Consider the following 25252-nt stretch of genomic DNA (forward strand, 5'->3'; position numbering starts at 1 on the left):
GTGACCAAGGCGCACCTTCAGTAGACTAGGTCGGTGACCAAGAAGCAAGCTGCGGATGAGACAGTCACCCGTTCGAGGCTCGATCTGGAGTCGGTCGTACAGGCCGCCCTCGGCGTGCTCGACGAACGCGGCGCCGAGGCGGTGTCGGTGCGCGGCACGGCCGACCGGCTCGGCGTGCGGATGAACACCGTGCTGTGGCACGCCAAGACCAAGTCACGGCTGCTGGAGCTGGTGGCGGACGCGATCGCCGCCGAGGTGCCGCTGGACGGCCTGCCCGGGGACTGGCGCGCGCGGGTGCGCGAACTGGCCCACCGCTACCGCCACGCGCTGCTCGCGCACCGGGACGGCGCCGCCCTGGTGACGGGCACCTACGCGGCCGAGCCGGGCACCCTGCGCTACGCGGACAAAATGCTGGAGGCGCTGCTCGACGGCGGTCTGTCCGAGCGCGACGCGGCCTGGGCCTTCTGGACGGTGCTCTATCTGACGCTCGGCCTCACCCAGGAGCAGCAGGCCCTGGGCGACGCGGGCGAGCACACGCTGAGCACCGCCCTCGCGGCGGGCGACCACCCGTCGCTGAGCCGGGTGGCCGCGCACCTGGAGGACATCGACTTCGACGAACGCTTCGACTACGGCCTGTCCCTGATCCTGCGTTCCCTGACCCCGGCCGAGCCGGACGGCGCCCGCCCGGCGGCCGGAGCCGAGGTCAGCTGATACCGACCTCCAGGTCGAGCGGGCCGGATCCGGGCAGCACGGCGCGCGCCGGAGGACCGGTCAGGGCGCGTGCCCCGGCCGGTGTCCGGGCCGGGCGCCGCTCCGGGAGCGCGGCCAGGGCCGATCTCGGGCGCCGCTCCGGGAGCGCGGCCAGGGTGGTGGTGACCGCGGCCGACGCGGCCAGGTCGAGATCGGCGCCGGTGCCCCGGGCGCCGTGGCGCAGTTCGTCCAGGGCGAGCCGCAGCAGCTGGGGCAGCAGGTCGTGGCAGCGCCGGGCCACCCAGGCGGTGCCCGCGGTGGCCAGCCACAGCAGGCTCGCCGCGCGGGTCGGGGCGGGGAACTCCGGTTCCAGGGACGGGGGCCGGCCGGTGGCGTGGCCCGCGGTGGTGAGCAGGGCGTGGAAGCGGGCGGCAAGTCGGCGGTGGCCGCGTTCGCCGGGGTGCAGCCGGTCCGCGCTCCACAGGGCCCGGTCGGCGATCCAGCCGCCGTCGGACGCGTCAAGATGCACGGCGCCGTACCGGTCGGACAGGGCGTGCACGACCGCGTTGACCGCCCGCTGCCGCCGGGCCAGCGGGGCGGCCAGGGCGCTCGGCAGGCCGAGCATCGCGCCGGGGTCGGGCAGACAGGCGGTGAGCAGGGTGGCGCCCGCACCGGCGCAGGCCGCGTAGACCTGGTCGAGGCGGGCGGCCACCGCGTGGATGTCGAAGGTGTGGCGCAGGGTGTCGTTGACGCCGACGACCACCGCGACCAGATCGGGGCGCAGCGCGAGGGCGGCCGGGGTCTGCCGTTCCAGCACGTCCCGGGTCTGCGCGCCGCTGACCGCGAGGTTGGTGAACTGCGTGTCCGCGCCGAGCGCGGGCGCGAGCAGCGCGGCCCAGCCCCGCGGCCCGTCCTCGGTGAAGTCGCCCACGCCCTCGGTCAGCGAGTCCCCGAGGGCGACGAAGCGTACGGGTCTCATGCCACGCCCTCCGGGACGCCCCGGCGGGTGCCGTCACGGCCGTCGGTGCGGCCGTCGGTACGGTCCTCGGTACGGCCGTCGATACGGTCCTCGGCGCGGACCAGCACCTCCGTGTCATGGGCGGCGAGGAACGCCTCGACCGCCGCGCCCCAGCCGAAGCACTCGGCCCGCGCGCGTGCCGCCTCCCGGCGCTCGGACCCGGGCCGGTCCAGGAGCAGTTCGACGGCGTCGGCGAACGCCTCCCCGTGGTCGGCCGCGGTCGCCCCGGCCGACCCGATGACCTCGGGCAGCGCGGAGGAGGCGCTGGCCACCACGGGCGTGCCGCAGGCCATCGCCTCCAGGGCGGCGAGCCCGAAGGTCTCGGCGGGCCCGGGGGCGAGCGCGAGATCGGCGGTGGCCTGGAGCGCGCCGAGCGCGGCCCGGTCGGAGAGGTGCCCGAGGAAGGTCACCGGCAGCCCCCGCTCCCGGGCGCGCTGTTCGAGGCGGGCCCGCAGCGGCCCGTCCCCCGCCACCACCAGCACCGCCGGCCGTCCGCGTCGTATCAGCGCCTCCAGGGTGTCGAGCGCGGTGCCGGGGCGCTTCTCCACGGACAGCCGGGAGCACATCATCAGCAGCGTCTCTCCCCCGCGCGCGTGTCGTGTGCGCACGCCGGGGTCGCGCAGCGCGGGGTGGCGGGCCGTCAGGTCGACGCCCAGGGGGGCGCGTACGACATTGCGCGCGCCGATCCGGACGAACTCGCGCTCGGCGTACTCCGTGGTGCACACCACGCGTGAATACACGTGCGCGGTACGGGTGTTGAGGGCGTCCGCGGCCCGCTTGGACAGGTGTTCGGGCAGGCCCCAGGTGCGCAGCACGCCGTCGGCGGTCTCGTGGGAGACCATCGCGGCGGGTACCCGTGCCCGGCGGGCCCAGCGCCCGGTCCAGCGCAGGGTGGTCCGGTCGGAGACCTCCAGCCGGTCGGGGCCGAGGTCCTCCAGGAGGGCGGCGAGGCGGCGCCTGTCGGTCAGCACGCGGTAGCCGCCGGTGCCGGGCAGCAGCGGCCCGGGCAGGGTGATGACGCGGCCCTGCTCGGTGTCGGTGTCGGTGTGCCGGTCACCGGGCACGATCAGCACCGGTTCATGGCCCGCCGCCAGGAAGCCCTTGCCCAGCTCGCGCAGGGCGGTGCGCAGGCCACCGGAGGCGGGCGCGACGAAGTTGGCGAGCCGGACGATGCGCAGCGGCCGGGCGCTCATGCCGCCACCGCCGTACGGCGCCCGGCGAGCACGTCCTCGTAGTGTCCGATCAGCCGGTCGCCCACGGCGGCCCAGGTACGGTCCTCGACCAGGGTGCGGGCGGCGGCGCCGAACGCGGTCCGGCGCGCGGGGTCCCCGGCCAGGGAGCGCACGGCGTCCCGGACGGCCTCGGCGTCGCGCGGCGGCACCAGCAGTCCGGTACGGCCGTGGTCGACCAGGTCGAGCGGTCCGCCGACGGCGGGTGCGACGACGGGGACGCCGCTGGCCATGGCCTCCTGCACGGTCTGGCAGAAGGTCTCGAACGGGCCGGTGTGCGCGAACACGTCCAGCGAGGCGAAGATCCTCGCCAGCTCGTCGCCGGTACGGCGGCCCAGGAAGGCGGCGCCGGGCAGCGCCTCGGTCAGGTGGGCGTGGCTGGGTCCGTCGCCGACGACCACGAGCCTGACGCCGTCCAGGGCACAGACTCCGGCGAGCAGTTCGACGTGCTTCTCGGGGGCGAGCCGGCCCACGTAGCCGACGATCAGCTCACCGTTCGGGGCGAGTTCCCGGCGCAGCTCCTCGTCACGCCGGTCCGGCCGAAAACGTACGGTGTCCACGCCGCGCGGCCACAGCCGCACCCGGGGCACCCCGTGCGTCTGCAGGTCGCCCAGGGCGGCGCTGGAGGGGGCGAGGGTGCGGTCGGCTGCGGCGTGCACGGAGCGGATCCGGCGCCAGGCGGCGGCCTCCCCGGCGCCCATGTAGGTGCGGGCGTAACCGGCGAGGTCGGTCTGGTAGACGGCCACCGCGGGCAGGCCGAGCCGGGCGGCCGCCGCCATCCCGCGGGCGCCGAGGACGAAGGGACTGGCGAGGTGCACCACATCGGGCCGGTGCGTCACGAGGGCCGCGGCCAGACGCCGGCTGGGCAGGGCGACGCGGACCTGGGGGTAGCCGGGGAGCGGGAGGGAGGGGATCCGGACGACCGGACACGGGGCGTCCGTGTCGGGGCCGGTGCCGGGGGCTGGGGCGGGGGCGACGACGAGCGGGTGGTGACCGCGATCTACGAGGTGCCGGGCGGTCTGAAGCGCGCAGTGGGCCACGCCGTTCACATCGGGGGGAAAGGATTCGGTCACGATGACGACACGCATACGGGTGTTGTCGCCGCACCGGACGTGGCCGCGTCAACGTCGATCTTTCCGCCCGGGGAACGTCCCGTGAGCGTTGTACGCCGCGGTCGGGCGGGCCGGCCGACGGCCATGGGGCGCTGGTCCGAGGGTCACTCGGCGTTCATCCGGAGCACCCGGCGCCGGGGGCGGGGGCGGGCGCGCCGGTCGCGTGCGCCTGGCGCGCGTCACGCACACGGGCCCGTCACGGCGTATGCACGCGGACCCGTCCCGGCCCCTCGGGGCATCCTCCTCGGCTTACAGCGCAGGCTTATGGCGTACGAGGGCTTGTGGCGTCGTACGCCATCCCGTCCCGGCGTACGCGGGACCCGTCCCCCGGCCTACGCGGAGTCCGTCCCCCCGAAGCACGCGGGACCCGTCCCGGCCCCTCGGGGCCTCAGCCCGCGGACATGTCCGGCCCGAAGCGGCTGCGGACGGCCGTCTGGACCTCGTCCTCCTCGGCCGGGTCGGCGGCGAGGCGGCGGAGGCGTTCGACGACCCGGGTGTCGCCGGTCTCGGCGTGGCGGGCGGCGAGTTCGCGGGTGGTCTCCTCGCAGTCCCAGAGGCACTCGACGGCGAAGCCGGTGCCGAAGGAGGGATCGGTGGCGGCGAGGGCGCGGGCGGCGCGGCCGCGGAGGTGGGAGGAGGCGGTCTCGCGGTAGACATGGCGCAGCACCGGCGCCGCGCAGGCGATGCCGAGGCGTCCCGCGCCGTCGACCAGGGTCCACAGCGTGGGCGCGTCGGGGCCCTCGCCGCGCACGGCCTCGCGCAGGGCGCCGAGCACCAGCGAGCTGTCCTGGGCACCGCCGCGGCAGGCGAGGACCCGGCCCGCGGCGGCGCCGAGCACGTCGGGGCGCTGGGCCCAGCCGCGGGCGCGGTCCACGGCCCTGACACTGCGCATCCGTTCGAAGGCGTCGACGGCCGCCTCCACGACGACCGCGGTGCCGTCGCCGACCGCGGCCTCGATCAGATCGAGCGCCTCGGAATCATTGCCGTCGGCGAGATAGCGCAGGGCGGTGCAGCGGGCCCCGTCGGTGCCGGCGCGGGCGGCCAGCAGGATCTCCGGCCGGTCCTCGGGTCCGGCCACGGCGACCAGACAGCGGGCGGCGGGCACATGGAGGGCGGCGCCCCGGTCGAGGCCCTGCTGGGCCCACTCGAAGACGGCGCGCACGCTCCAGCCGGGGCGGGGCCCGGTCGGCCGCATCTGCCGTTGCCAGCGGTCGAAACATCCGGCTTCGTGGGCGGCCCGCACCCGGGCGCCGATGCCGTCGCGCGGATCCTCGGCCCACAGCCGCCAGGGCCGGGGTTCGAAGGCGTCGCGCACGACGGTGGCCAGTTCGGCCTCGCCCTCGGGGTCGGCGGGGAACCGGGCGAGCACGGGGGCGGCGAGGGCGCGCAGTCCCGCGTCGTCGTCACGCAGCGCCAGCTCGTCCAGCGCCCAGGCCCAGTTGGCGCCCTGGGCCGCGTACCGGCGCAGCAGGTCGAGGGCGTCCCGGCGGCCGTACGAGGCGAGATGGCCGAGCACCGCGAGGGCCAGGCCGGTGCGGGACTCGTCCGTCTCCAGGTGGTCCTCGGGGTCGAAGAGGTGTGCCTCGACGGCGTCCAGCTCGCCGTTCAGGTCGAGGAAGAGCCGGGCGTAGTACAGGGAGCGGTTCTCCACCTGCCAGTCGTGGCGGGGATCGCGCAGCACACAGTGGTTCAGGGCCGCGAGGGCTTCCGCGCGGGGGGCGGTGAGCGCGTGCAGCGTGCCGTCGCCGCGGCCCCGCTGAAGCAGGCCGAGCAGCGTACCGCTGGGCGCTATGACCGGATCGAACATGGGAAACAGCCTCACATCAAGCGTCGACGCAACCGGGGAACACGCACTACCTGGCCGCGTGACACAACGTCGGAGCGCCCGCCGTCTCTTGCTTGCTGTAGCCCATTTCTCTCTGCCTCTCGTCGGTGGCCCATGCGGACCGCATCACGGTCCGCGCGGTGCGGCAACACCTGCCCAGCCATCGCGTCCGTGAATCACGTCGTCATGATGACCCGCGGTGTGTGCTGCCGCGACCGTATTTCCGGCGGCCCTGTACCGCCTCCCCCGTTTTGTGTGTCTTAGCTGGTCAGAAGCCCGGCGTCAGCTGACGCCGAACAGTTCGAGCACATCGGCCCGACCGAACATCCGGGCGGTGTCGACGGCCGACGGCGTGCCCTCGGCGGGGTCGGCGCCGCCCTCCAGGAGAGCCTTGACGACCTCCGTCTCCCCCTTGAAGACCGCGCCCGCGAGCGGGGTCTGGCCCCGGTCGTTGACCCGGTTCGCCTCGGCGCCGCGGGCGAGCAGCGCGCGCACCGCGTCGGCGTGCCCGTGGTACGCGGCGAGCATCACGAGGGAGTCCCCGCGGTCGTTGGTGAGGTTGGCCGGAACGCCCGCGTCGACGTACGCCACGAGTGCCTCGGTCTGTCCCTGCCGGGCCAGATCGAAGATCTTGGTCGCCAGCTCCACGACCTCGGGGTCGGGGGCTTCGCTCATCGGCCGGACCGCCTCTCATTACAACCGTTCAGGTGAACCGCAAGGGTACTGGCTCGTGCCTCACATGACCCGTTGTGCCCGACGTAAAGATCGCTAAGGGCGGGGTCGGCCGCAAGTGCCCTGCTCAACGGTGCCGTATCGGCTCCACCATACGGGCGAATAGTCACGATATTCACCCAGTTGCGCTCTTTGTCGTATAGACACATGCTGTGATCCTGGAAGTACTGATGGTGACTGTCCCCCTCGACACCAGGAGGCCCCCAATGATCCTCTCCATGTCAGGCGTCGTCCTGCTCGGCACCGTCGTGTTCCTCTACTTCCGCAAGGACGGCCTCAAGGGCTCGCACGCCTGCGCCTCGACCCTGTTCGGGTTCTACCTGTCGAGCACGGCCATCGCGCCGAGCATCAAGGCCGGCGGGGAGAGCCTGGCCAGCCTCCTGGGCGGCATCAAGTTCTGACGCCGGTCCCGCACGACGCCCCGCCCGCACGCACCACCAGGAGACAGCAGTGGCCCGGCGCCCACTTCCCCGCATTCTGAGCAAGGACGGCGCGCAGCTCGCGCGGACACAGCTGGCCCGGAGCCGGGAGCTGGCCCGGACGGCGGCCGACAGCGCCACCGACGTCCTCCATCCGCTGATCACCCTCTCCCGCGGGCTGCGCCTGCTGGCCTCGGCGGGGCGGCACCGATGGGCCGCCACCCCCAAGGACCGGCGCGGGCCGCTGCTGTTCCTGGTGGCCTGCGTGGTCCTGGTCGTGGCGCTGGCACCGTACGGGCCGCTGCTCGCCGTCGTCACCGTGATGGCGGCGGCGGCCTGGCTGGGCCGCGACCGCGCGGAGCCCGAGCCCGAGGGCCCCGACGAGTCACAGACCGAGCGGCTCCGGGCCCTGTACGAGGCACTGGTGCCGTACTTCTCCGTCCCCGAGGACCCCGCCCCGCTGTACGCGCACGGCGGGGAGTGGGAGAAGGCCTTCACCGCGCACGAGTTCGACGACGCGGGACGGGTCGGGCAGCTGGTGCTCCGCTATCCCGCGTACTTCCCGGACGGCGAGTCCGAGGCCCGCGCGCGGATCGAGCAGGTGCTCACCGCGAAGGCGGGCCGCGGGCGCGAGTACCGCTTCGGCTGGGACGAGGAGGGCAACCAGCTCGCCGTGAGCGTCCTGCCGCCGCTGCCCGCCGACATCGTGGCCCAGCGGTTCGTGACCGCGCCCGGCGAGAGCGTGCTCGGCTTCACCGACCCGAGCGAGGTGCAGCGCACCCTTCCCCTCTCCTTCGGGGACTACGGGGACTCCTACGACGAGCAGCGCGATGTCCCGCCCGTCGTCTGGCGCACCGGCACCCGCTCCACCGAGCCGCATCTGCTGGCGGTCGGCCAGCCGGGCAGCGGCACGTCCACCCTGCTGCGCTCCCTCGCCCTGCAGGCCCTCCAGTACGGCGATGTCCTCATCGTGGACGGCGGGGGCACCGGCGAGTACGCGTGCCTGACCGGCCGGGAGGGGGTGCTGGCCGTGGAGTGCGCGCTGCCGGGGGCGCTGGCGAGCCTGGACTGGGTCGCGCGGGAGACGGAACGGCGGCTGGTCGCGATCAACCTGGCCCGGCAGGCGGGCGATCCGCCCCCCGGCGACACCCGGCGCCCGCTGTGGATCCTCCTCGACCGGCCGAGCGTCTTCGCGCACCTCGCCGAGGTGGACGACCGCGAGGACCCGCAGGACCTGCTCCAGGTGCCGCTGCGGCACGGGCGGGCGGCGAACGTGACCGTCGTCGTCGCCGAGCAGTACGACGGCCTCGACGCGCTCGGCGACGCGGTACGGCAGCACACCCGGGCCCGGGTCGCCCTCGGACCCGCGGCGGCGCGGCAGCTGGAGGCGGTGCTGGGGGCCCCGCCGCGGACGACTCCGCCGGCGCAGGTGCCGCCGGGGCGGGGGTACGCCCGCCTTGGGCACGGTCCGGTGCACCGGCTCCAGGTGCCGAGGACGCCGGATCCGTACGACGACGCGACGAGCGAGGGGGACCGGCGGGCGGTGCTGGATCTGCTGCCACCGAGGGCCGTGCCGACGGCTCAGCCGATCGACCTGACCAAGCCGGTTCCCGCGGAGGCGGTTCCCGCGGAGCCGGTGGCGGCGGAGTAGGTCCCGGCGCCCTACGCCACGAAGGTCCGCGGGGACTCCGCCGCCGCCCCCGTGCCCCCGGTCTCCACCAGCCGCACCGCCGCCCCCTGCGCCACCGCCCCCAGTTCCCGCCGAGCCAGTGGCCGCGGAGTAGGTCCCGGCGCCCTACGCCACGAAGGTCCGCGGGGACTCCGCCGCCGCCCCCGTGCCCCCGGTCTCCACCAGCCGCGCCGCCGCGGCCAGCCGTACCGCCGCCTCCTGCGCCACCGCTCCCCCCACGGTGAACGGCAGCCTGACGTACCCCTCGAACGCGCCGTCGACGCCGAAGCGCGGGCCGGAGGGGACGCGGACGCCCGTGCGTTCGCCCATTTCCGCGAGGCGGGAGCCGGACAGGCCGCCCGCGCGGACCCAGAGGGTCAGGCCGCCCCGGGGGACGGAGAACTCCCAGTCCGGCAGCTCCCGGCCGAGCGCGGCGACCAGGGCGTCCCGGTTCTCCCGGGCCTGCGCCCGCCGCAGCGCCACCGCCTGCTCCCAACCCCCCGTGCTGAACAGCCAGTTGACGGCCAGCTGCTCCAGCACCGGCGTCCCGAGGTCGGCGTACGCCCGCGCCGCGACCAGGCTGCGGACGATGTCCGGCGCCGCCCGCACCCAGCCGATCCGCATCCCGGCCCAGAACGCCTTGCTGGCCGAGCCGACCGTGATCACCGTGGAGCCCGCGGGGTCGAACGCGCAGACCCGGCGCGGCATCCCCGCGGCCCCCACCTCCTCCTCCAGCCACAGCTCGCTCATCGTCTCGTCGGCGACCAGCACCGTGCCGGCCGCGCGGGCCGCGTCCACCAGGCGGCGCCGCTGGTCCTCGTCCGCGAGCGCCCCCGTCGGGTTGTGGAAGTCGGCGACCACATAGGCGAGCCGGGGCGCGGCCTCGCGCAGGACCTGGCGCCAGCGGTCCATGTCCCACCCGGCGAGCCCCTCGGCCATCGCGACCGGCACCAGCCGCGCGCCCGCCTCCCGCATCAGCTGGAGGATGTTGGCGTAGGAGGGGGACTCCACGGCGATGCGCTCGCCGCGGCCCGCGAAGAGATGGCAGATCGCGTCGATGGCGCCCATCGCGCCGGTCGTCACCATGATCTGCTCGGGCATCGTGGGGATCCCGCGCGCGGTGTAGCGCTCGGCGATCATCGCGCGCAGGGCGGGCAGCCCGGCCGGATAGTCGCCGTGCGTGTGCGCGTACGGCGGCAGTTCCTCCAGCGCCCCCTGCACGGCGCGGGTGAGCCAGGGCTCGGGCGCGGGCAGGGAGGCGCAGCCCAGGTCGATCATCGAGCCGAGGGCCTCCGGGGGCAGCGGCTCCAGGCCCCGCGCGGGCACCGGGTTGCCGGCCGGTACCGCGGTCCAACTGCCCGCGCCGCGCCGGGACTCCAGGAAGCCCTCGCCGCGCAGCGCCTCGTAGGCGGCCGCGACGGTGGTGCGGCTCACCGAGAGGGAGAGGGCCAGTTCGCGTTCGGCGGGCAGCCGGGCGGCGACCGGGACGCGCCCCTCCAGCACCAGCAGCCGGACGCCGTCGGCCAGCGCCCGGTAGGCGGGCGGGCGGCGGCTGCCGGGCCCGGCCGGGCGTTCCTGCTGGGAGTTGAGCAGCCGGGCGAGCTGCGCGGCCCCCACCGCCGAGGTCCACTGCGCCATGAGATCAGTCCACCTTCCCCGGATTGGCCATGGATGGAGTTTCCTCCCAAGCCACAGAGTGACATGCGTCAGGCCACTACCACTACCCAGGGGGGTATGTTGTGTCCACTCCCGGGCATATAGGACGCCGATTGGTCCAGCTCTACGTCGGACTCACGCTCTACGGCGTGAGTTCCGCGCTGCTCGTCGCCTCGGGCCTCGGCCTGGAGCCCTGGGGGGTGCTGCACCAGGGGCTCGCGCGGCGGACCGGGCTGAGCATCGGCGAGGTGTCGATCGTGGTGGGGGCGGCGGTGCTGCTGCTGTGGATCCCGCTGCGCCTGCGCCCCGGGCTCGGCACCGTCTCCAATGTCTTCCTCATCGGCCTGGCCCTGGACGGGACGCTCGCGCTGCTGCCCCCGGCGCACTCGCTGCCCGCCCGCGTCCCGCTGATGCTCGCCGGGGTGCTGCTCAACGGCGCGGCCACCGGCCTGTACATCGCGGCGCGCTTCGGACCGGGCCCGCGCGACGGGCTGATGACGGGCCTGCACCAGCGCACCGGGCGCTCGATCCGGCTGATGCGCACGATCATCGAAGTGACGGTCGTGGCCACCGGGTTCGCGCTGGGCGGCACCATCGGCGTGGGCACCGTGCTGTACGCCCTGTCCATCGGTCCGCTGGCCCAGTTCTTCCTGCGGGTCTTCGCCCTGCCCCCGGCATCGAGCAGCAGCACGATCGTTGCCGAAAGGACACCCCGTGGCGCGATACTGCGTCGGTGACCACCGCGATACGCCACCCCTACCTCGACCACCCGGGCCCCCTCGCCTTCGCCCATCGCGGCGGAGCCGCCGACGGGGTGGAGAACACCGCGGCGCAGTTCCGCCGCGCCGTGGAACTGGGCTACCGCTACATCGAGACCGATGTGCACGCCACGGCCGACGGCCGGCTCGTGGCCTTCCACGACACGACCCTGGACCGGGTCACCGACGGCGCGGGCCGCATCGCCGACCTGCCCTGGGACGAGGTCCGGCGGGCGCGGGTCGGCGGGCGTGAACCGGTGCCGCTGTTCGAGGAGTTGCTGGAGACCTTCCCCGAGGTCCGCTGGAACATCGACATCAAGGCGGAGCCGGCGCTGCGGCCGCTGCTCGACCTGCTGGAGCGCAGGAACGCGTGGGACCGGGTCTGCGTGGGCTCGTTCTCCGAGGCGCGGGTGCTGCGCGCCCAGCGGCTGGCCGGGCCCCGCCTCGCCACCTCCTTCGGCACCCGCGGGGTGCTGAGCCTGCGGCTGCGCTCCTGGGGGCTGCCGGCCGCGGTGCGCCGCTCGGCGGTGGCGGCACAGGTGCCGGAGGCCCAGTCGGGCGTCCCGGTGGTCGACGCCCGCTTCGTCCGCGCCGCCCACGCGCGCGGGCTGCACGTCCATGTCTGGACGATCAACGAACCGGAACGCATGCACCGGCTGCTGGACCTGGGTGTGGATGGCATCATGACCGATCACATCGACACGTTGCGCAAGGTCATGGAGGAGCGCGGGGCCTGGGTCTGAACCGATCCGGCACCGGCCGCCCTTGCCTTCGCAGGGGAGCGGAAGCGAGGGCACGATGGGGATCGACACCGTGCGCGCGGGGGTGGCGGACGAGACCGCCGACCTCCGGCGCCAGCAAAGAGGCTGGTACTTCTACGACTGGGCGTACTCGGTCTATTCGGCGAGCGTCCTGACCGTTTTCATCGGTCCCTATCTCACCTCGATCGCCGAGCACGCGGCGGACTCCGGCGGCTATGTGCACCCGCTGGGCATACCGGTGCGGGCGGGGTCGTACTTCGCCTACTCGGTGTCCCTGTCGGTGATCCTTGCCGTGGTGGCGATGCCGCTGGTGGGCAGCGCGGCCGACCGCACGGGCCGTAAGAAGCCGCTGCTCGCGGCGGCCGCCTACACCGGCGCGGCGGCGACCGCGGGCATGTTCTTCCTGGACGGCGACCGGTATCTGCTGGGCGGGGTGCTGCTCGTGGTGGCCAATGCCGCGGCGGCCGTCGGCGGGATGCTCTACAACTCCTATCTGCCGCAGATCGCCCCGCCCGAGGAGCGCGACGCGGTCTCCTCCCGGGGCTGGGCCTTCGGCTACGGCGCGGGCGCAATGGTCCTCGTCGCCAATCTGGTCCTGTACTCGGCCCACGACTCCTTCGGCCTGAGCCAGGGCCAGGCGGTGCGCATCTGCCTGGCCTCGGCGGGCCTGTGGTGGGGCGCCTTCACCCTCGTACCGCTGCGGCTGCTGCGCGACCGGCGGGCGCGGGCGGCGGACGGGGCCGCGCCGGAGGGGGTCCCGTCGACGGGGCTGCGGCAGCTGGCGGCGACGGTGCGGGACATGCGCCGGCATCCGCTGACGCTGTCCTTCCTGCTGGCGTACCTGATCTACAACGACGGCATCCAGACCGTCATCTCCCAGGCCTCCGTCTACGGCTCCCAGGAGCTGGGACTCGGGCAGTCCACGCTGATCGTGGCGGTGCTGCTGGTGCAGGTGCTGGCGGTGGCGGGCGCGCTGGCGATGGGCCGTCTCGCGCGGACGTACGGCGCCCAGCGCACCATCCTCGGCTCGCTGGTGGCCTGGACGATCACGCTCGCCGCCGGATACTTCCTGCCCGCGAAGGCGCCGGTGTACTTCTTCCTGCTGGCCGCCGGCATCGGCATGGTCCTCGGCGGCAGCCAGGCGCTGTCCCGCTCGCTCTTCTCCCATCTGGTGCCGCCGGGCAAGGAGGCCGAGTACTTCTCGGCGTACGAGCTGAGCGACCGCGGGATGAGCTGGCTGGGCCCCATGCTGTTCGGTGTGACGTACCAGCTGACCGGTAGCTACCGCTCCGCGATCATCTCCCTGGTGGCCTTCTTCATCATCGGATTCGCCCTGCTCGCCCGGGTCCCGGTACGGCGGGCGATCGCCGCCGCGGGCAACCCGGTGCCCGAGAAGATCTAGCGCCGATTTAGCGCTCGGCACGAAAGGGCGGTAGTGTACGCGTTTGGCCTGCCAGGCGGACCGTTACTGCGCGTCAAAGATGCCGAAACGCTGGGTGACATCTGCTAGCAGATGTGACAAACCGGGCGCCTGTGGGTAGAACAAGGGGCGGCTACGACGGCGACGCATGACCCGGAACGGGACCCGGAACGGGAATCTTTACCGCCGACCGGACGTTGACCGGATGACGACGACAGCGACACCTGTCCTGTGGGCGACAAGCCCGGGAGGCACGATTCATGAGTGAGCGAGCTCTTCGCGGTACGCGCCTCGTGGTGACCAGCTACGAGACGGACCGCGGCATCGACCTGGCCCCGCGCCAGGCCGTGGAGTACGCATGTGAGAAGGGACATCGCTTCGAGATGCCCTTCTCGGTCGAGGCGGAGATCCCGCCGGAGTGGGAGTGCAAGGTCTGCGGGGCCCAGGCACTCCTGGTGGACGGCGACGGCCCGGAGGAGAAGAAGGCCAAGCCCGCGCGCACCCATTGGGACATGCTGATGGAGCGGCGCACCCGCGAGGAACTCGAAGAGGTCCTTGAGGAGCGCCTGGCGGTGCTGCGTTCGGGGGCGATGAACATCGCCGTGCATCCCCGGGACAGCCGCAAGTCGGCATAGCGGGCAAGCCGCACAGCGCACATACACGAGACCGCGGGCGCCGTACGTTCTTCAGGACGTACGGCGCCCGCGGTCTTCGCGCTGTCGGGCTAGCGGGTCAGGGGCGGCCGGTGCTCGTCCGGTCCCGGGCGCCCGGCGCGGTCCTCGCGGATGACCTCGCCCTGGACGACCTTGCCGTCGGGGCGGTGCATACGGGCCTGCTGGAAGGCGTCGCCCAGGCTGCCGGGGGCGGCGGCGCGCAGCCGCTTCTCGAAGGTGTTCTCGGCGAGTCGGCTCACGGCCTTCTGCACCGGGGGCAGCAGCAGGAGCAGGCCCAGGAGGTCGGAGATCATGCCCGGGATGATCAGCAGCAGGCCGCCGAGCATCGTCAGCCCGTTGCCCTCGCCGCGCTGGGGGGAGCCGCCCCGCTGGAGCGCTTCGTTCAGATTCTGGAAGGCCCGGCGGCCCGCCCGCTTGATCACCACGGAACCGGCCACCACACCGGCCACGAGCAGCAGGAACACGGTCATGCCGCCCGCCGCCCCGGCGACCAGGGTCAGCAGCCAGATCTCCAGCACCAGCCACCCGGCGAGGGCCGGCGGCAGATACCTGCGCAGCCGGGAGCGCCGGGGCCGGGCGGTGTGCGGGGTGGTCGGAGCGCCAGTCGTCATACCCCCAGTGTGCCTGGCTCCGGCTCAGCGCCGGATAAGGGGCTACGGGGTCTGCTTGTCCTTGCCGGTGAGCTTGGCGACGCGGTCCCCCGCGCCCCAGGCGGTGACCCGCCACAGCGCCTCGACCAGGATGTCCTTGCTCATCTTGGAGTCGCCCAGCTCGCGCTCCACGAAGGTGATCGGGACCTCGATCACGTGGTAGCCGGCCTTGACCGCGCGGCGGGCGAGGTCGACCTGGAAGCAGTAGCCCTGTGAGGCGACCTCGTCCAGGCCCAGGCCCTTGAGGGTCTCGGCGCGGAAGGCGCGGTAGCCGCCGGTGATGTCGCGCAGCGGCAGATCGAGGGCGAGCCGGGAGTAGAGGCTGCCGCCGCGGGAGATGAACTCGCGGGACTTGGGCCAGTTGACCACCCGGCCGCCGGGCACCCAGCGGGAGCCGAGCACCAGGTCGGCGCTCTTGAGCGCGGTGAGCAGCCGGGGCAGCTCCTCGGGCTGGTGGGAGCCGTCCGCGTCCATCTCGATCAGCACGCCGTAGTCGTGCTCCAGGCCCCAGCGGAAGCCCGCGAGATAGGCGGCGCCCAGCCCTTCCTTGCCCTTGCGGTGCATCACCTGGACGTTGTCGTCCTCGGCGGCCAGCTCGTCGGCGAGCTTGCCGGTGCCGTCGGGGCTGTTGTCGTCCGCGATCAGCACGTGGGCCTCGGGGACGGCCTTGCGCACCCGGCCGACGATGGTCTTGATGTTCTCCGCCTCGTTGTAGGTCGGGATGATCACCAAGGCCGTGCCGAGCGGGCCGAACTGCCTCCCCTGGGCCTTGGCCGCGAGGGTCCCGTCGCCGTCGTTCACTGCTGCCCCTTCTGGTCGTACGCAGGCGTCCACCATAGTGGCCGCCGCCTGGGTGGACGTGACAGCTGGTACGTATGGTGGTGTCGATTGCACAAGAGTGGGGTAAGAACGCGCTTTTCGGGATGTTCCCGACCTGCTCGCGGCACGTTCTTTTCCTCTTCCGACTGTTCGGATGATTCCGAACCCGGGTGGGTTGCCTCCCCCGGGCTGCGGATGGGGGCCCGGCACTCTTCGGGCCGACCTGGGACCCGCTGGCTGCGGATCGACCGAAAGCCGTTGTCTACTGAGGCCGGGCCCCACCCGGGGTCGCACCTGGCCGACCGGCTGGAACGCTTCCCCGCCGGCGCGGGCGCTGAGCCTGGCTGCCAGTGGCGGTGCCCCGGTGCGGGGCGCCGTCCCTGACCCAGCGGCGCGGCGGGGAGATGCGCGAACGCTTCCCGGTCGGGCGTCCGGTGGTGGACTCGGACGAACCTACCGGCCCTCCGCGCCCGACTGTCAACAGACCTCTGACCTGCGGATCCTCCGTGCCGCCCGGGCGCGGTGCGGAGGATGCGCAGGTCGCGCGAGGCGCCCGGGGCGAGGGGCGGCGGCCGCGCCACCCCCGGAGATCACTCGCCCGGCCGTACGAAGACCGTCCGGCCGCCCACCACGGTGCGCAGACAGCGCGGCAGCTCGCCGCCCGGGGTGAGGTCGGGCAGGCCGGGAGTGCCGGAGCGCGGGTCGGTCGACCAGCGGGCCACCCGGTCGTCGGGGGCCTGCACCACCAGCTCGCCGGTCCGCCAGACCGCGAAGTCGGCGGGCGCGCCGGGCACCAGGACGCCCGCGTCGTCCCGGCCGATCGCCCGCCAGCCGCCCCGGGTGTGCGCGGTGAAGGCGGCGCGCACGGAGACCCGGTGCTCGGGGGTGTGGTGGAAGGCGGCGGCGCGGACCGTGCCCCAGGGGTCGAGCGGGGTGACGGGGCTGTCGGAGCCGAAGGCCAGCGGGACGCCGGAGCGCAGCAGGGCGGCGTACGGGTTGAGGGTGCGGGCCCGCTCGGCGCCGAGGCGGCGGGCGTACATGCCGTCCTCGCCGCCCCACAGCGCGTCGAAGGCGGGCTGCACGGAGGCGATCAGGCCCAGCTCGGCGAAGCCGGCCACGGTCTCGGGGGTGAGCATCTCGGCGTGCTCCACGCGGTGCCGGGCGGCCCGGATCCGGGCGAGGCCGACCTTCTCGGCGGCGGCGCGCACCCCGTCCACCACCGAGGACACGGCGGCGTCGCCGATGGCGTGGAAGCCCGCCTGGAGGCCCGCCTCGGTGCAGGCGATCACATGGGCGGCGATGGTGTCGGTGTCCAGGTAGGCGGTGCCGGTGTGGTCCGCGTCGGCGTACGACTCGCGCAGGCACGCGGTGTGCGAGCCGAGGGCGCCGTCGGCGAAGAGGTCGCCCGCGGCGCCGGTCGCGCCCAGCTCGCGGGCCTTGTCGACGTCCCGTTCGGCCCAGTAGCCGAGGACCCGGGGTCCAGGCAGGGTGGCGGCCAGCTCCAGCAGGCCGGTGAAGTCGTCCTCGGAGGAGATCTGCGGGCCGCCGCACTCGTGCACCGAGCCGATGCCGAGGGAGGCGGCGTGCGTCAGCGCGGTGCGCTGGGCCTCCGCGCGCTGGGCGGGGGTGATGGCGGCGAAGGCGGCCTCGCGTACGGCGTGGTGGGCGTCCCGGGTCAGGGGCGCGTCGGCGCGGGGCAGGTCGCCGCCGACCATGTCCAGCAGGGCGGTGGTGACGACGGCCGAGTGCACGTCGATACGGGAGAGGTACAGCGGGCGCCCGCCGGTGGCCTCGTCCAGCTCCGCGCGCGTCGGCGGCCGGCCGCCGGGCCAGCGGGCGGCGTCCCAGCGGGCCAGCGGGCGGCGTCCCAGCCGTGGCCGAGCAGCACCCGGTCGGCGGGCCGGGCGGCGGCGAACTCCCGGACCAGGGCCAGCGCGGCCGCCAGGGAGGGCGCGGCGCTCAGGTCGAGACCGGTCAGCGCGAGGCCGGTGGCCGTGGTGTGCACATGGGCGTCCGTGAAGGCGGGGGTCACCAGGGCGCCGTCGAGATCGATCACCTCCCCCACCCCGTCGGCGAACGCGTCTGCGGCGCCCTCCGACCCGACCCAGGCGATATGGCCGGCCTCCACGACCATCGCGGTGGCGAAGGGGTCGGCGGGGCTGTGTACGTCGCCGTTGCGGAGAAGGAGGGTGCGCTCGCTCATAGGCGACAGTTTCTCTCGGACGGCGCGGGGTGGTGCATCTGGGGCGGTGGGTGCCGGTGCGTCCCCGGCACCCGTGGTGGACGGGGCGCCGTCAGATGAGCGGTGGACGGGCCTCGTACGGGGTCGACAGGACCACCGTCGTACGGGTCGACACGCCCGCCAGGCTCCGGAGCCGGGCCAGCAGCTCCTCCAGCTCGTGGGGGGTCGCCACGCGGACCTTGAGGATGTAGTTCTCGTCGCCGGCGACGCTGTGGCACGCCTCGATCTCGGGCACGCCGGCGAGGCGGTCGGCGATGTCGTCGGGGGCGCTGGGGTCGAACGGTTTCACCGAGATGAACGCGGTGAGAGGCAGCCCGACGGCCTCCGGGTCGACCACCGCGGCATAGCCGCGGATGACGCCGCGCTGCTCGAGTCGGCGCACCCGCTGGTGCACGGCCGACGTGGACAGGCCCGTGGCCTTGCCCAGGTCTGTGTAGCTCATCCGCCCGTCCTTGACGAGCAGCTGCACGATCTGACGGTCCAGCTCCTCCATGGCGCCAAAACCTACAGGGCGTTCGATCTTCTCGGACAGCCGACGGCCCTCCTTGAATGCCGGTACGGTCATCTGTGCACGCGATGTGACGAACGCCACACCGTTCGAACAGGCTTCGTGATGTTCTCGTGATTACCGCCGAGAGCGGACGGGAAGTGCTTGCTGTGGTCGTGGCCGCCGAGCCTTTCACGGCCCAGCCTTAGGGGGAGAATCCCATGCAGAGTGTCAAGCGCCCTGGTCGATCCGCGTCCAAGCGGCAGCAGCCGGTGGTCGAGCCCGAGCCGGAGGGCGTCGAACCCGACGCCTTCGAGGACGAGCTGGACGCCTACGACACCTTGGAGATGTACCGGGTGATCTGCCCGGACTGCGCGCAGCCGATCGCGCTGCTGGCGGACGAGGAGATCCTGCCGGAGCACGCGCTGTGCGCCTCGCCGTGGAACCCGTTCGGGCTCACCGTGTGCGCGGGCACCGGCCGTTCGGCCACCGACGCCCGCCCCGCGGACGCCTCCGTCACCCCGCAGGAGCAGGACACCGCCCTGCTGCTGACGCTCCCCCAGGGCCTGGACTGGCGGACGCAGCCCTTCTCGCACGTCGGCGGTCCCGGCTCGCGCCCGATGCGGGTGCCGGAGATGCGCCAGCCGGCCGCCTGAGCCCCGCGCACGCGCCGGGCCCGGTCCGCGCCGGACGTCCCTGGACTGACGCTCGATTCGGGCGGGCGGTGACCCGCCCGCCGGGTGCAGCGTTCTCACGGGTATGACATCCCTGCACCCGGCCCCCGGGCGTCGGCGCCGTATCTTCGTCCCGGGCCCCGCGGTGCCGGACCGGTCCGCCGCCCCGCAGGATCCGCCCATCTACCGCGATCTGCTGCGCGCCTGGGCCGATCGCGGCCGTACCCTGCCGGGCCGCCAGGACCCCGAGTGGGTGCGGCTGGCGGCGCCGACGGTGCGTACGGGTCAGTTCGGCGCGGACCGGTTCAGCGGGCTTCGGGTCCCGCCACGTGACGGGCGATGACCATCCGCTGGATCTGGTTGGTGCCCTCGACGATCTGGAGCACCTTGGCCTCGCGCATGTAGCGCTCGGCCGGGAAGTCGGCGGTGTAGCCGTATCCGCCGAGGATCTGTACCGCGTCCGTGGTGACCTTCATGGCGGTGTCGGTGCAGTGCAGCTTGGCCATGGCGGCCTGCTTGGCGAACGGCTTGCCCGCGTCGCGCAGCCGGGCCGCGGCGAGGTAGAGGGCGCGGCCCGCCTCGATCTGGGTGGCCATGTCGGCGATCATGAAGCGCAGGCCCTGGAAGTCGGCGATGGGGTGGCCGAACTGCCGTCGCCCGGTGGCGTAGGCGACCGCTTCGTCCAGTGCGGCCTGGGCGACGCCGATGGCGCAGGCGGCGATGCCGAGGCGGCCGGAGTCGAGGGCGGACAGGGCGATGCCGAAGCCCTGGCCCTCCTCGCCGATGCGGCGGTCGTCGCCGACGCGGACGCCGTCGAAGTGGACCTGGGCGGTGGGCGAGCCCTTCATCCCCATCTTCTTCTCGGGGGCGGCCGCGCTGAGGCCCCGGGCGTCGCCGGGCACGAGGAAGGCGGTGATGCCGCGGGGGCCGTCCTCGCCGGTGCGGGCCATCACGGTGTAGAAGTCGGCGATGCCGCCATGGGTGATCCAGGCCTTGGTGCCGGTGAGCACCCAGTCGTCGCCGTCCCGTACGGCCCTGGTGCGCAGGGAGGCGGCGTCGGAGCCGGAGGCGGGTTCGGACAGGCAGTAGGCGCCGAGGAGTCCGCCGCCGAGCATCGCGGGGAGGTGCTCGACCTGCTGCTGCTTGGTGCCGTAGGCGGCGAGCGCGTAGGAGGCGAGGGTGTGCACGCTGAGGCCGAGGCCGACGGTGAGCCGGACCGCGGCGAGCTCTTCCAGTACCTGGAGGTAGACCTCGTACGGCTGGTCGCCGCCGCCGTGCTCCGCGGCGTACGGCAGGCCGAGCAGGCCGGATTCGGAGAGCAGGGTGAAGACCTCGCGCGGGAAACGGCCCGCGTCCTCCTCCTCGGCGGCCCTCGGGGCGATCTCCCGCCGGGCTATCTCCCGGACGAGGGTGAGCAGGTCCCTCGCCTCGTCCGTCGGCAATTGACGCTCCACCGGCTGCGGGTCGCGGTCGGACATGGCGTCGGTCTCCTCCCTGGTGGGGAACCGGCGGCACGGCCCACGGGTCAGGGCGGCTCCGCCTGATCGTTCCGTTACGGCCACGGTGCGCACTCCCGGATCACGGAAGCCCGCTGACCAGCGGCTGCGCTGAGTATGCCCGAACATCGGACTTCCGTCACCAGTTAACGACCGCTCACTCAAACATTCCAGCCGGGCGCCGGACGGGGGTGTCGCGGGGAGGTCTCCGGGGCGGGTGGGACACGCCCGGGACCGCACACCCGGGACCGCCCGGGCGCGGCCGGAAACCGCTCCCCCGGCGTTGACCTACTGGTCTAGTCCTCCTACGGTCCAGGACCGGCGCGTCAGCGCGTGCGGGTGTTTCTCTCACGGATGCGAGGAGGCACGATGCGGCATTCTCAGCGGCTTCGGATGCGAACGCTGGTCTCGGCTGTGTGCGCGGCTGCGATCGGCGCCGGACTGCTCCTGGGGGCGGGAGCCGTCAGCGGGGACCGGGACGGGGCCCTCCCGCGCGGCGCCGCGCCGGGGCTGATCAAGTCCCTGGAGTAGGCGCCCGGTTCAGAGCAGGCCCAGCTGGGTGACCAGCATCGCGGTGACCACGACGAGGACCCAGCCCAGCACGTGTTCGAGGATCTTGGGCCCGTCGTCGCGGGGACCGCCGGTGCGGGCGCGGGTGGCGGTGGCGGAGTGTGCGGTCATGCTGGTACTCACAGAGGTCGGACGTACAGAGCGGTCTCCCCCACCCGTCCGTCCACCTTGCCACCCGCGACGGCGCACGCGGCGATGAGCTTGCTCACATGGGTCAGCGCACCCCCACCGCGGCCAGGGCCTTGCGCTGGTGGGCGCTCGGGCGGGCCGGGAAGTAGAGGTAGCAGACCCCGCCGGTGCCGGAGGAGACCGCGCCGGTGGCGTTGTACCGCTTCGTCCGCAGCCAGATGTTCTCGAACTCCCGGCGCTTGTACACCCGTCGTACCGCGTCGTCCCCCGGCGAGGCCGGGTCGTTGGCGATCACATCGCCGTCCGCGGTGAAGCCGATCACCGTCATGAGGTGTCCGGACGTGCCGTAACCCGCCCCGGTCAGCTCGGCGCTCAGGAACGACTGGGACGTTATGGCCGGGATGCCGGCCGCGATCAGCGTCTCCAGGTCCGTCAGCGAGGCGAGCCGGGTGACGACGCCCTGGAGGTCGGCGAAGGTCGCCGCGTAGGCCGCGTTGAACGGCCAGTTGCCGCAGCCCTCGTACTGGTAGTCGTAGGTGAAGCGCGCGGCCGCGTCGACCTGCGGATCGGCGTAGGACGGGTCGATCCAGGACAGTTGGTCGGCCCTGAGCCGGCCGCCCCAGTACTCCACGATCATCTGCGAGGAGGTCGGGCTGCACCACGCCTCGCCGCCGTTGTCGTACTGCGGGTACTGGCCCTTGTGGATCTCCTGCGAGTAGCGCGGCACCACCAGTTCCTGCGCGAGGCCGGGCGTGGAGGCCGGGACGGTGAAGCGGTCGGGGATGTCGGAGCCCATCGCGCCGAGCCGCCACACGGTCGGGGTGAGCCGGGTGCCCGGCCTGCGGTAGAGGGTCAGGCGCAGCCGGTACGAGGCGAGGCGCAGCCCGGTGCTCGCGTCGTCGATGGCGAAGGTGTCGGTCCAGACGCTGCTCCTGCCGTCGCTCTGGCCGTCCACCGAGGTCCGCTTGATGTCCTGGTCGCCGGCCGCCCAGCGGCCCATCACGTACCAGGGCGTCTCGCCGCCGTCCGAGTACGTCCCGCTCAACTCCACCTGGATCCAGGTGCCGTCGGGGGTGTGCGCGTTCCAGGAGGCGACGACCTCGGTGGCCGGGACCGTGAGCCGGTACCGCGGGCCGGTCCAGGTGGCGTACTCCCAGGTCGCGGTGGTGCCGGTGTGCGGGTCGGTGTAGTCGGCGGTGCCCGCGGGGGCGCCGATCCGCACGCCGGGGCGGGGGCCGGAGACCGGACGGGCGCCCTGGGCGGTGCCGGTGCGCCACTCGCTGTAGGTGGTCCAGGCGTGGTAGTCGACGGGGCGGGCCCCGGTCGGACCGGGCTCGTCGGCCACGGCCACCCACGCGATGGCGGTGCCCCGCTGGGCGGCGGCCGCGGCGGGCGTGGCGGGGGTCACCGGGCTGCCGGTGCGCGCCCTGAACCTGCTGACGGCGGTCACGGCGGCGGTGACGGTGACGGTCGCCATGCGTGTCGTCGGGCTGCTGCTGGTCTCCGCGCTGATGGTGGTGCCGGGGCCGGGGCCTTGAGGCGCGTGGACGCGCCGTGCGCGGTACGGATCAGATGAGGTCCATGGCCGCGATCTCGTCGGGGCGGCCGTAGCTGATCGGGCCCTGGAAGCGGCGGCGGGCGGTGGCGAACCACCAGATGGTGGCCACGAGCAGGACGACGGCGAGCGCGATCGGCGCGTAGTTGAAGGAGTCCACGGTGATCGGGGACGCCTGCGGCAGCATGAACAGGACGCTGCTGAGCGCGATCCAGATCACGGCGAGCCAGCCGACCGGCTTGCTCCAGCGGCCCAGGTTCCACGGGCCGGACTCGAAGGCGTCACCGAGCCGCAGCCGCAGGAAGATCGGGACGGCGTAGGCGAGGAACAGGCCGACCACGTTGACGCTCACGATCGCGGTGAAGGCGGTGTGCGACCACCAGCCGGGCACGATGAGGGCGAGCGAGCAGGCCACCGCGAGCCAGACCGCCTTGACGGGCGTACGGGTGCGCGGGGAGACCGAGTGCCACAGCCGGGAGCCGGGCATGGCGCCGTCCCGGGAGAAGGCGAAGATCTGCCGGGTGTTGCTGGTGAGGTTGGCGAGACCGCAGAAGAGCATCGCGCCGATGACGATGAGGAGCATGACCTTGGCGGTGCTCAGGCCGAGGCCGTCGATCAGGATCTGCACGGGCGGCGCGCCGTTCGCGGCCTCCTTGGCGTAGTCCTTAATGCTGTAGACCAGTGCCAGCATCAGGATGAGACCGGTGATCGCCGAATAGCCGATGGCGCGGGTGATCCCCTTGGGCGCGTTGACCGTGGCTTGCACCGTTTCCTCGGACATGTGGAAGCTGCCGTCGAAGCCGGTGAACGTCCAGCTGGTGACGAGCAGACCGAGCATGCCTCCGTAAAGCCCGCTCGTGAAGCCGGTGTTGTTCTCGAAATGCGTGACGAACGACGCCGACTGATGGTGATCCGGTATCACTATGAGTGCGCCCACGATCACGACGAGTCCGATCAGCAGCCACCACACGGAAATGCGGTTGAGGACGGCGACGAGCTGGACCGTGTAGGTGTTGGCGAGCCCCTGGAGCACGATGATCAAGGCCGTGATCAGCACCGTCTGATGGACGGTCGGCTGGTAGGAGGGCCACTGGAGCTGCACGAAGGCCTGGATGAAGGTGGCCGCCGCATAGCCGGTGGCGGCGGTGCCGCCGATCTGTCCGACGAAGTTCAACCAGCCCGTGTACCAGGACCAGGCGCCCTTGTGGCGCTTGGCGAGTTTACCGGCGGAGAAATAGAGGGCACCGCTCGTCGGATACGCGGAGGCGACCTCGCCCATGGCCGCGCCGATGAGCAGAACCATGATCGAGACGCCGATCCAGCCGAATACGAGAATGCGCGGGCCGCCCGCGTTCATACCGAATCCGAAGGACGAGAAGATGCCCGAAAGAATATTGATGATGGTGAAGGAGATCGCGAAATTGTCGAACGCCTTGAAACGGCGGGTGAGTTTCCGCGGATAACCCATCGCATGCAGGGTCGCGTCGTCGTCGAGCACGACCGCGTCTTCTCCGGCGCGGGCCGCGGCCCGGGGAGCAGACATCCGTTCTGACACAGATCGGCCTTTCTCTCGTGCCTCTCGGACGCTCGGGGGGCGGCGCCCGATGAGGGGGGACGGGTGACGGGCAAAAGGGATCAGGCGGGTCCCGGTACGGGCAGCCCGCAGGCACGGCGCGCCCGGGAGAGCTGTTCGGCGGGGTCACCGAAGGCGCTCCAGGGCATGCGTGAGGCGTACGGGCCCATCGCCGTGAAGACCGCGCGGGCCTCGAACTCACGCTGGCCCATGACCAGCGCGTGCGCGAGGTAGGCCAGGTCGAGCACCGGTGTGAAGCGGTAACCGGACACCGCCGGAAGCCAGTTGTGGTAGATCGCGAGCGCGGTGGCACGCCACTGGGGCTGCTCCCAGACGCGGTCGGCGAGCAGTTGGGTCGGGTTGTAGCTCTCCACCAGGGCGACCAGGGGCAGCAGGCGCAGCGCGGAGTCGGCGGGCGCGCGCTGGCTGAGGAAGGCGGCCACGTCCCAGGCGGCGTTGACCGAGCCGCCGTGCCGGGCGAAGAAGGCGGAGAGGAAGCGGTGGTGCGCCTCGCGGTGCCACGGGTCCAGGGTGAGGATGTGCGCGAACAGGCGCCAGGGGCCGGGCGGCGCGGTGAGCAGGCCCTGCGGGGCGGGGTCGCGCAGCCGGTGCAGCCGGGCCATGGCGAGCTTGGCGACCCAGGGAGTGGGGTCCCGCGGGGCCAGGGCCGCGGCCCGCTCGCAGGCGGTGAGCGCTATGCGCTCCAGGGCCTCGGCCCGGTCGTCGTTGCCGTCGGCGGCGCGCAGGGCGCGCTGGACGGCGACGCGGGCCCACATCAGGGCCGCCTCGGGCGAGGGCTCCTCGTCCAGCCAGCGTTCGACCAGGTCGGTGCCGGCCGCCTCGGAGGCGAGGACCAGGGAGCGGTGGGCGCGCAGCGCGAAGTCGTGACGCGTCTCGGCCAGTGCCTCGTACGCGTGCCGATATCGGCCGGCGCGGACATCGACGCAAACGCCGGCCAGGACTCGGTCGTCGGCAGCCGGGTGCCACACATACTGCCCTTCGAATAACTCCGCGGCCATGTCCCCTGCCTTGTCCCCGTACCGTGTCCCCGGCCGCCGCTTCTCGCGGTAGCGCAGGAGGCACCTTACTCAGCA

Annotated in this window: 24 protein-coding genes and 2 pseudogenes; 11 read left to right on the forward strand and 15 right to left on the reverse strand. The window is 73.3% G+C overall.

What is annotated here, in order from left to right; translation table 11 throughout:
* The first annotated feature begins 33 nt into the window (after positions 1-33).
* Entirely contained in the window at positions 34-711 is a 678-nt protein-coding gene (locus tag ACLF5H_RS18100) for a TetR/AcrR family transcriptional regulator C-terminal domain-containing protein (protein ID WP_421677041.1), read from the forward strand.
* Here ACLF5H_RS18100 and ACLF5H_RS18105 read toward each other — a convergent pair.
* From ACLF5H_RS18105 to ACLF5H_RS18125, 5 genes are all read right to left on the reverse strand, one after another.
* Positions 704-1669, reverse strand: coding sequence for an SGNH/GDSL hydrolase family protein (locus ACLF5H_RS18105; protein ID WP_421677042.1), 966 nt, complete (start codon positions 1667-1669; stop codon positions 704-706). The genes ACLF5H_RS18100 and ACLF5H_RS18105 overlap by 8 nt on opposite strands.
* Entirely contained in the window at positions 1666-2901 is a 1236-nt protein-coding gene (locus tag ACLF5H_RS18110; protein WP_421677043.1) for a glycosyltransferase, read from the reverse strand. Before ACLF5H_RS18110 ends, ACLF5H_RS18105 begins: the two co-directional genes overlap by 4 nt.
* Positions 2898-4025, reverse strand: a complete 1128-nt coding sequence (locus ACLF5H_RS18115; protein ID WP_421677044.1) for a glycosyltransferase family 4 protein — start codon at positions 4023-4025, stop codon at positions 2898-2900. The genes ACLF5H_RS18110 and ACLF5H_RS18115 overlap by 4 nt, the downstream gene beginning before the upstream one ends.
* Before the next feature lie 412 nt (positions 4026-4437).
* Positions 4438-5856 (reverse strand): HEAT repeat domain-containing protein, encoded by a 1419-nt coding sequence (locus tag ACLF5H_RS18120; RefSeq protein WP_421677045.1) that lies wholly within the window; start codon positions 5854-5856, stop codon positions 4438-4440.
* Positions 5857-6156: 300 nt separating this feature from the next.
* Positions 6157-6549 carry an ankyrin repeat domain-containing protein gene (locus tag ACLF5H_RS18125; RefSeq protein ID WP_421677046.1) on the reverse strand — a complete coding sequence of 131 codons (393 nt, stop codon included), beginning with the start codon at positions 6547-6549 and terminating at the stop codon, positions 6157-6159.
* A 263-nt stretch (positions 6550-6812) separates the two neighbouring features.
* Between ACLF5H_RS18125 and ACLF5H_RS18130 the strand changes: the two genes are divergently transcribed.
* Both ACLF5H_RS18130 and ACLF5H_RS18135 read left to right on the forward strand, forming a co-directional pair.
* Positions 6813-7007 (forward strand): hypothetical protein, encoded by a 195-nt coding sequence (locus ACLF5H_RS18130; RefSeq protein ID WP_037650905.1) that lies wholly within the window; start codon positions 6813-6815, stop codon positions 7005-7007.
* A gap of 49 nt (positions 7008-7056) precedes the next feature.
* On the forward strand, positions 7057-8676 hold the full coding sequence (locus tag ACLF5H_RS18135) for a hypothetical protein (protein ID WP_421677047.1): 1620 nt from the start codon (positions 7057-7059) through the stop codon (positions 8674-8676).
* 144 nt (positions 8677-8820) lie between these two features.
* On the opposite strand, the gene ACLF5H_RS18140 is transcribed toward ACLF5H_RS18135, so the two are convergent.
* Positions 8821-10332, reverse strand: a complete 1512-nt coding sequence (locus ACLF5H_RS18140) for a PLP-dependent aminotransferase family protein (RefSeq protein WP_421677048.1) — start codon at positions 10330-10332, stop codon at positions 8821-8823.
* 63 nt (positions 10333-10395) lie between these two features.
* Between ACLF5H_RS18140 and ACLF5H_RS18145 the strand changes: the two are divergent.
* The 4 genes and pseudogenes from ACLF5H_RS18145 (at position 10396) to ACLF5H_RS18160 (ending at position 13924) form a co-directional block, all read left to right on the forward strand.
* Positions 10396-11087: pseudogene (locus tag ACLF5H_RS18145) on the forward strand (YczE/YyaS/YitT family protein).
* Positions 11084-11851 (forward strand): glycerophosphodiester phosphodiesterase, encoded by a 768-nt coding sequence (locus ACLF5H_RS18150; RefSeq protein ID WP_421677049.1) that lies wholly within the window; start codon positions 11084-11086, stop codon positions 11849-11851. Before ACLF5H_RS18145 ends, ACLF5H_RS18150 begins: the two are co-directional and overlap by 4 nt.
* 55 nt (positions 11852-11906) lie before the next feature.
* Complete coding sequence (locus tag ACLF5H_RS18155) at positions 11907-13271, forward strand: MFS transporter (RefSeq protein WP_421677050.1); 1365 nt, start codon at positions 11907-11909, stop codon at positions 13269-13271.
* 278 nt (positions 13272-13549) lie between these two features.
* On the forward strand, positions 13550-13924 hold the full coding sequence (locus tag ACLF5H_RS18160; protein ID WP_003977404.1) for an RNA polymerase-binding protein RbpA: 375 nt from the start codon (positions 13550-13552) through the stop codon (positions 13922-13924).
* An 89-nt stretch (positions 13925-14013) separates the two neighbouring features.
* Here ACLF5H_RS18160 and fxsA read toward each other — a convergent pair whose 3' ends face one another.
* The 4 genes and pseudogenes from fxsA to ACLF5H_RS18180 form a co-directional block, all read right to left on the reverse strand.
* On the reverse strand, positions 14014-14574 hold the full coding sequence (gene fxsA, locus ACLF5H_RS18165) for an FxsA family membrane protein (RefSeq protein WP_421677051.1): 561 nt from the start codon (positions 14572-14574) through the stop codon (positions 14014-14016).
* A gap of 42 nt (positions 14575-14616) precedes the next feature.
* Positions 14617-15414: a polyprenol monophosphomannose synthase gene (locus ACLF5H_RS18170; RefSeq protein ID WP_421677052.1), complete on the reverse strand. Its 798-nt coding sequence runs from the start codon at positions 15412-15414 to the stop codon at positions 14617-14619.
* Between the two features lie 608 nt (positions 15415-16022).
* Positions 16023-17635: pseudogene (locus ACLF5H_RS18175) on the reverse strand (amidohydrolase).
* Between the two features lie 91 nt (positions 17636-17726).
* Positions 17727-18167, reverse strand: coding sequence for an Lrp/AsnC family transcriptional regulator (locus ACLF5H_RS18180; protein WP_085562598.1), 441 nt, complete (start codon positions 18165-18167; stop codon positions 17727-17729).
* Positions 18168-18382: 215 nt separating this feature from the next.
* On the opposite strand from ACLF5H_RS18180, the gene ACLF5H_RS18185 reads away from it, so the two are divergent.
* Both ACLF5H_RS18185 and ACLF5H_RS18190 read left to right on the forward strand, forming a co-directional pair.
* Positions 18383-18817 carry a hypothetical protein gene (locus tag ACLF5H_RS18185; protein ID WP_421677053.1) on the forward strand — a complete coding sequence of 145 codons (435 nt, stop codon included), beginning with the start codon at positions 18383-18385 and terminating at the stop codon, positions 18815-18817.
* 103 nt (positions 18818-18920) lie between these two features.
* The gene (locus ACLF5H_RS18190; RefSeq protein ID WP_421677054.1) at positions 18921-19178 is read left to right on the forward strand and encodes a hypothetical protein; all 258 of its coding nucleotides are present in this window, start codon (positions 18921-18923) and stop codon (positions 19176-19178) included.
* Here the strand turns inward: ACLF5H_RS18190 and ACLF5H_RS18195 are convergent.
* Complete coding sequence (locus ACLF5H_RS18195) at positions 19141-20313, reverse strand: acyl-CoA dehydrogenase family protein (RefSeq protein ID WP_421677055.1); 1173 nt, start codon at positions 20311-20313, stop codon at positions 19141-19143. The two genes, ACLF5H_RS18190 and ACLF5H_RS18195, sit on opposite strands and share 38 nt — an antisense overlap.
* Before the next feature lie 387 nt (positions 20314-20700).
* Between ACLF5H_RS18195 and ACLF5H_RS18200 the strand changes: the two genes are divergently transcribed.
* Positions 20701-20862 carry a hypothetical protein gene (locus ACLF5H_RS18200; protein WP_421677056.1) on the forward strand — a complete coding sequence of 54 codons (162 nt, stop codon included), beginning with the start codon at positions 20701-20703 and terminating at the stop codon, positions 20860-20862.
* 9 nt (positions 20863-20871) lie between these two features.
* Here the strand turns inward: ACLF5H_RS18200 and ACLF5H_RS18205 are convergent, their stop codons facing one another.
* Positions 20872-21012 carry an SCO1431 family membrane protein gene (locus tag ACLF5H_RS18205; RefSeq protein ID WP_421677057.1) on the reverse strand — a complete coding sequence of 47 codons (141 nt, stop codon included), beginning with the start codon at positions 21010-21012 and terminating at the stop codon, positions 20872-20874.
* Positions 21013-21115: 103 nt separating this feature from the next.
* Positions 21116-22438 carry a peptidase C39 family protein gene (locus tag ACLF5H_RS18210; protein ID WP_421677058.1) on the reverse strand — a complete coding sequence of 441 codons (1323 nt, stop codon included), beginning with the start codon at positions 22436-22438 and terminating at the stop codon, positions 21116-21118.
* On the opposite strand from ACLF5H_RS18210, the gene ACLF5H_RS18215 reads away from it, so the two are divergent.
* On the forward strand, positions 22389-22568 hold the full coding sequence (locus tag ACLF5H_RS18215; protein ID WP_421677059.1) for a metal ABC transporter permease: 180 nt from the start codon (positions 22389-22391) through the stop codon (positions 22566-22568). The genes ACLF5H_RS18210 and ACLF5H_RS18215 overlap by 50 nt on opposite strands.
* A gap of 30 nt (positions 22569-22598) precedes the next feature.
* On the opposite strand, the gene ACLF5H_RS18220 is transcribed toward ACLF5H_RS18215, so the two are convergent.
* Together ACLF5H_RS18220 and ACLF5H_RS18225 are read right to left on the reverse strand one after the other, a co-directional pair.
* Entirely contained in the window at positions 22599-24128 is a 1530-nt protein-coding gene (locus ACLF5H_RS18220; RefSeq protein WP_421677060.1) for an amino acid permease, read from the reverse strand.
* A gap of 92 nt (positions 24129-24220) precedes the next feature.
* On the reverse strand, positions 24221-25177 hold the full coding sequence (locus tag ACLF5H_RS18225) for a hypothetical protein (RefSeq protein ID WP_421677061.1): 957 nt from the start codon (positions 25175-25177) through the stop codon (positions 24221-24223).
* Between the last annotated feature and the right edge of the window lie 75 nt (positions 25178-25252).

This window comes from Streptomyces sp. LaBMicrA B280, assembly GCF_049222185.1.
In the GTDB taxonomy this organism is placed as follows: Bacteria; Actinomycetota; Actinomycetes; order Streptomycetales; family Streptomycetaceae; genus Streptomyces; species Streptomyces murinus.

Coding starts and splice junctions, on each gene's coding strand:
- ACLF5H_RS18105 (WP_421677042.1), bottom strand. CDS start 1,669: ATGAGACCCGTACGCTTCGTCGCCCTCGGGGACTCGCTGACCGAGGGC.
- ACLF5H_RS18110 (WP_421677043.1), bottom strand. CDS start 2,901: ATGAGCGCCCGGCCGCTGCGCATCGTCCGGCTCGCCAACTTCGTCGCG.
- ACLF5H_RS18115 (WP_421677044.1), bottom strand. CDS start 4,025: ATGCGTGTCGTCATCGTGACCGAATCCTTTCCCCCCGATGTGAACGGC.
- ACLF5H_RS18120 (WP_421677045.1), bottom strand. CDS start 5,856: ATGTTCGATCCGGTCATAGCGCCCAGCGGTACGCTGCTCGGCCTGCTT.
- ACLF5H_RS18125 (WP_421677046.1), bottom strand. CDS start 6,549: ATGAGCGAAGCCCCCGACCCCGAGGTCGTGGAGCTGGCGACCAAGATC.
- ACLF5H_RS18130 (WP_037650905.1), top strand. CDS start 6,813: ATGATCCTCTCCATGTCAGGCGTCGTCCTGCTCGGCACCGTCGTGTTC.
- ACLF5H_RS18140 (WP_421677048.1), bottom strand. CDS start 10,332: ATGGCGCAGTGGACCTCGGCGGTGGGGGCCGCGCAGCTCGCCCGGCTG.
- ACLF5H_RS18155 (WP_421677050.1), top strand. CDS start 11,907: ATGGGGATCGACACCGTGCGCGCGGGGGTGGCGGACGAGACCGCCGAC.
- ACLF5H_RS18160 (WP_003977404.1), top strand. CDS start 13,550: ATGAGTGAGCGAGCTCTTCGCGGTACGCGCCTCGTGGTGACCAGCTAC.
- fxsA (WP_421677051.1), bottom strand. CDS start 14,574: ATGACGACTGGCGCTCCGACCACCCCGCACACCGCCCGGCCCCGGCGC.
- ACLF5H_RS18180 (WP_085562598.1), bottom strand. CDS start 18,167: ATGGAGGAGCTGGACCGTCAGATCGTGCAGCTGCTCGTCAAGGACGGG.
- ACLF5H_RS18185 (WP_421677053.1), top strand. CDS start 18,383: ATGCAGAGTGTCAAGCGCCCTGGTCGATCCGCGTCCAAGCGGCAGCAG.
- ACLF5H_RS18190 (WP_421677054.1), top strand. CDS start 18,921: ATGACATCCCTGCACCCGGCCCCCGGGCGTCGGCGCCGTATCTTCGTC.
- ACLF5H_RS18195 (WP_421677055.1), bottom strand. CDS start 20,313: ATGTCCGACCGCGACCCGCAGCCGGTGGAGCGTCAATTGCCGACGGAC.
- ACLF5H_RS18200 (WP_421677056.1), top strand. CDS start 20,701: ATGCGGCATTCTCAGCGGCTTCGGATGCGAACGCTGGTCTCGGCTGTG.
- ACLF5H_RS18205 (WP_421677057.1), bottom strand. CDS start 21,012: ATGACCGCACACTCCGCCACCGCCACCCGCGCCCGCACCGGCGGTCCC.
- ACLF5H_RS18215 (WP_421677059.1), top strand. CDS start 22,389: ATGGCGGTGCCCCGCTGGGCGGCGGCCGCGGCGGGCGTGGCGGGGGTC.
- ACLF5H_RS18220 (WP_421677060.1), bottom strand. CDS start 24,128: ATGTCTGCTCCCCGGGCCGCGGCCCGCGCCGGAGAAGACGCGGTCGTG.
- ACLF5H_RS18225 (WP_421677061.1), bottom strand. CDS start 25,177: ATGGCCGCGGAGTTATTCGAAGGGCAGTATGTGTGGCACCCGGCTGCC.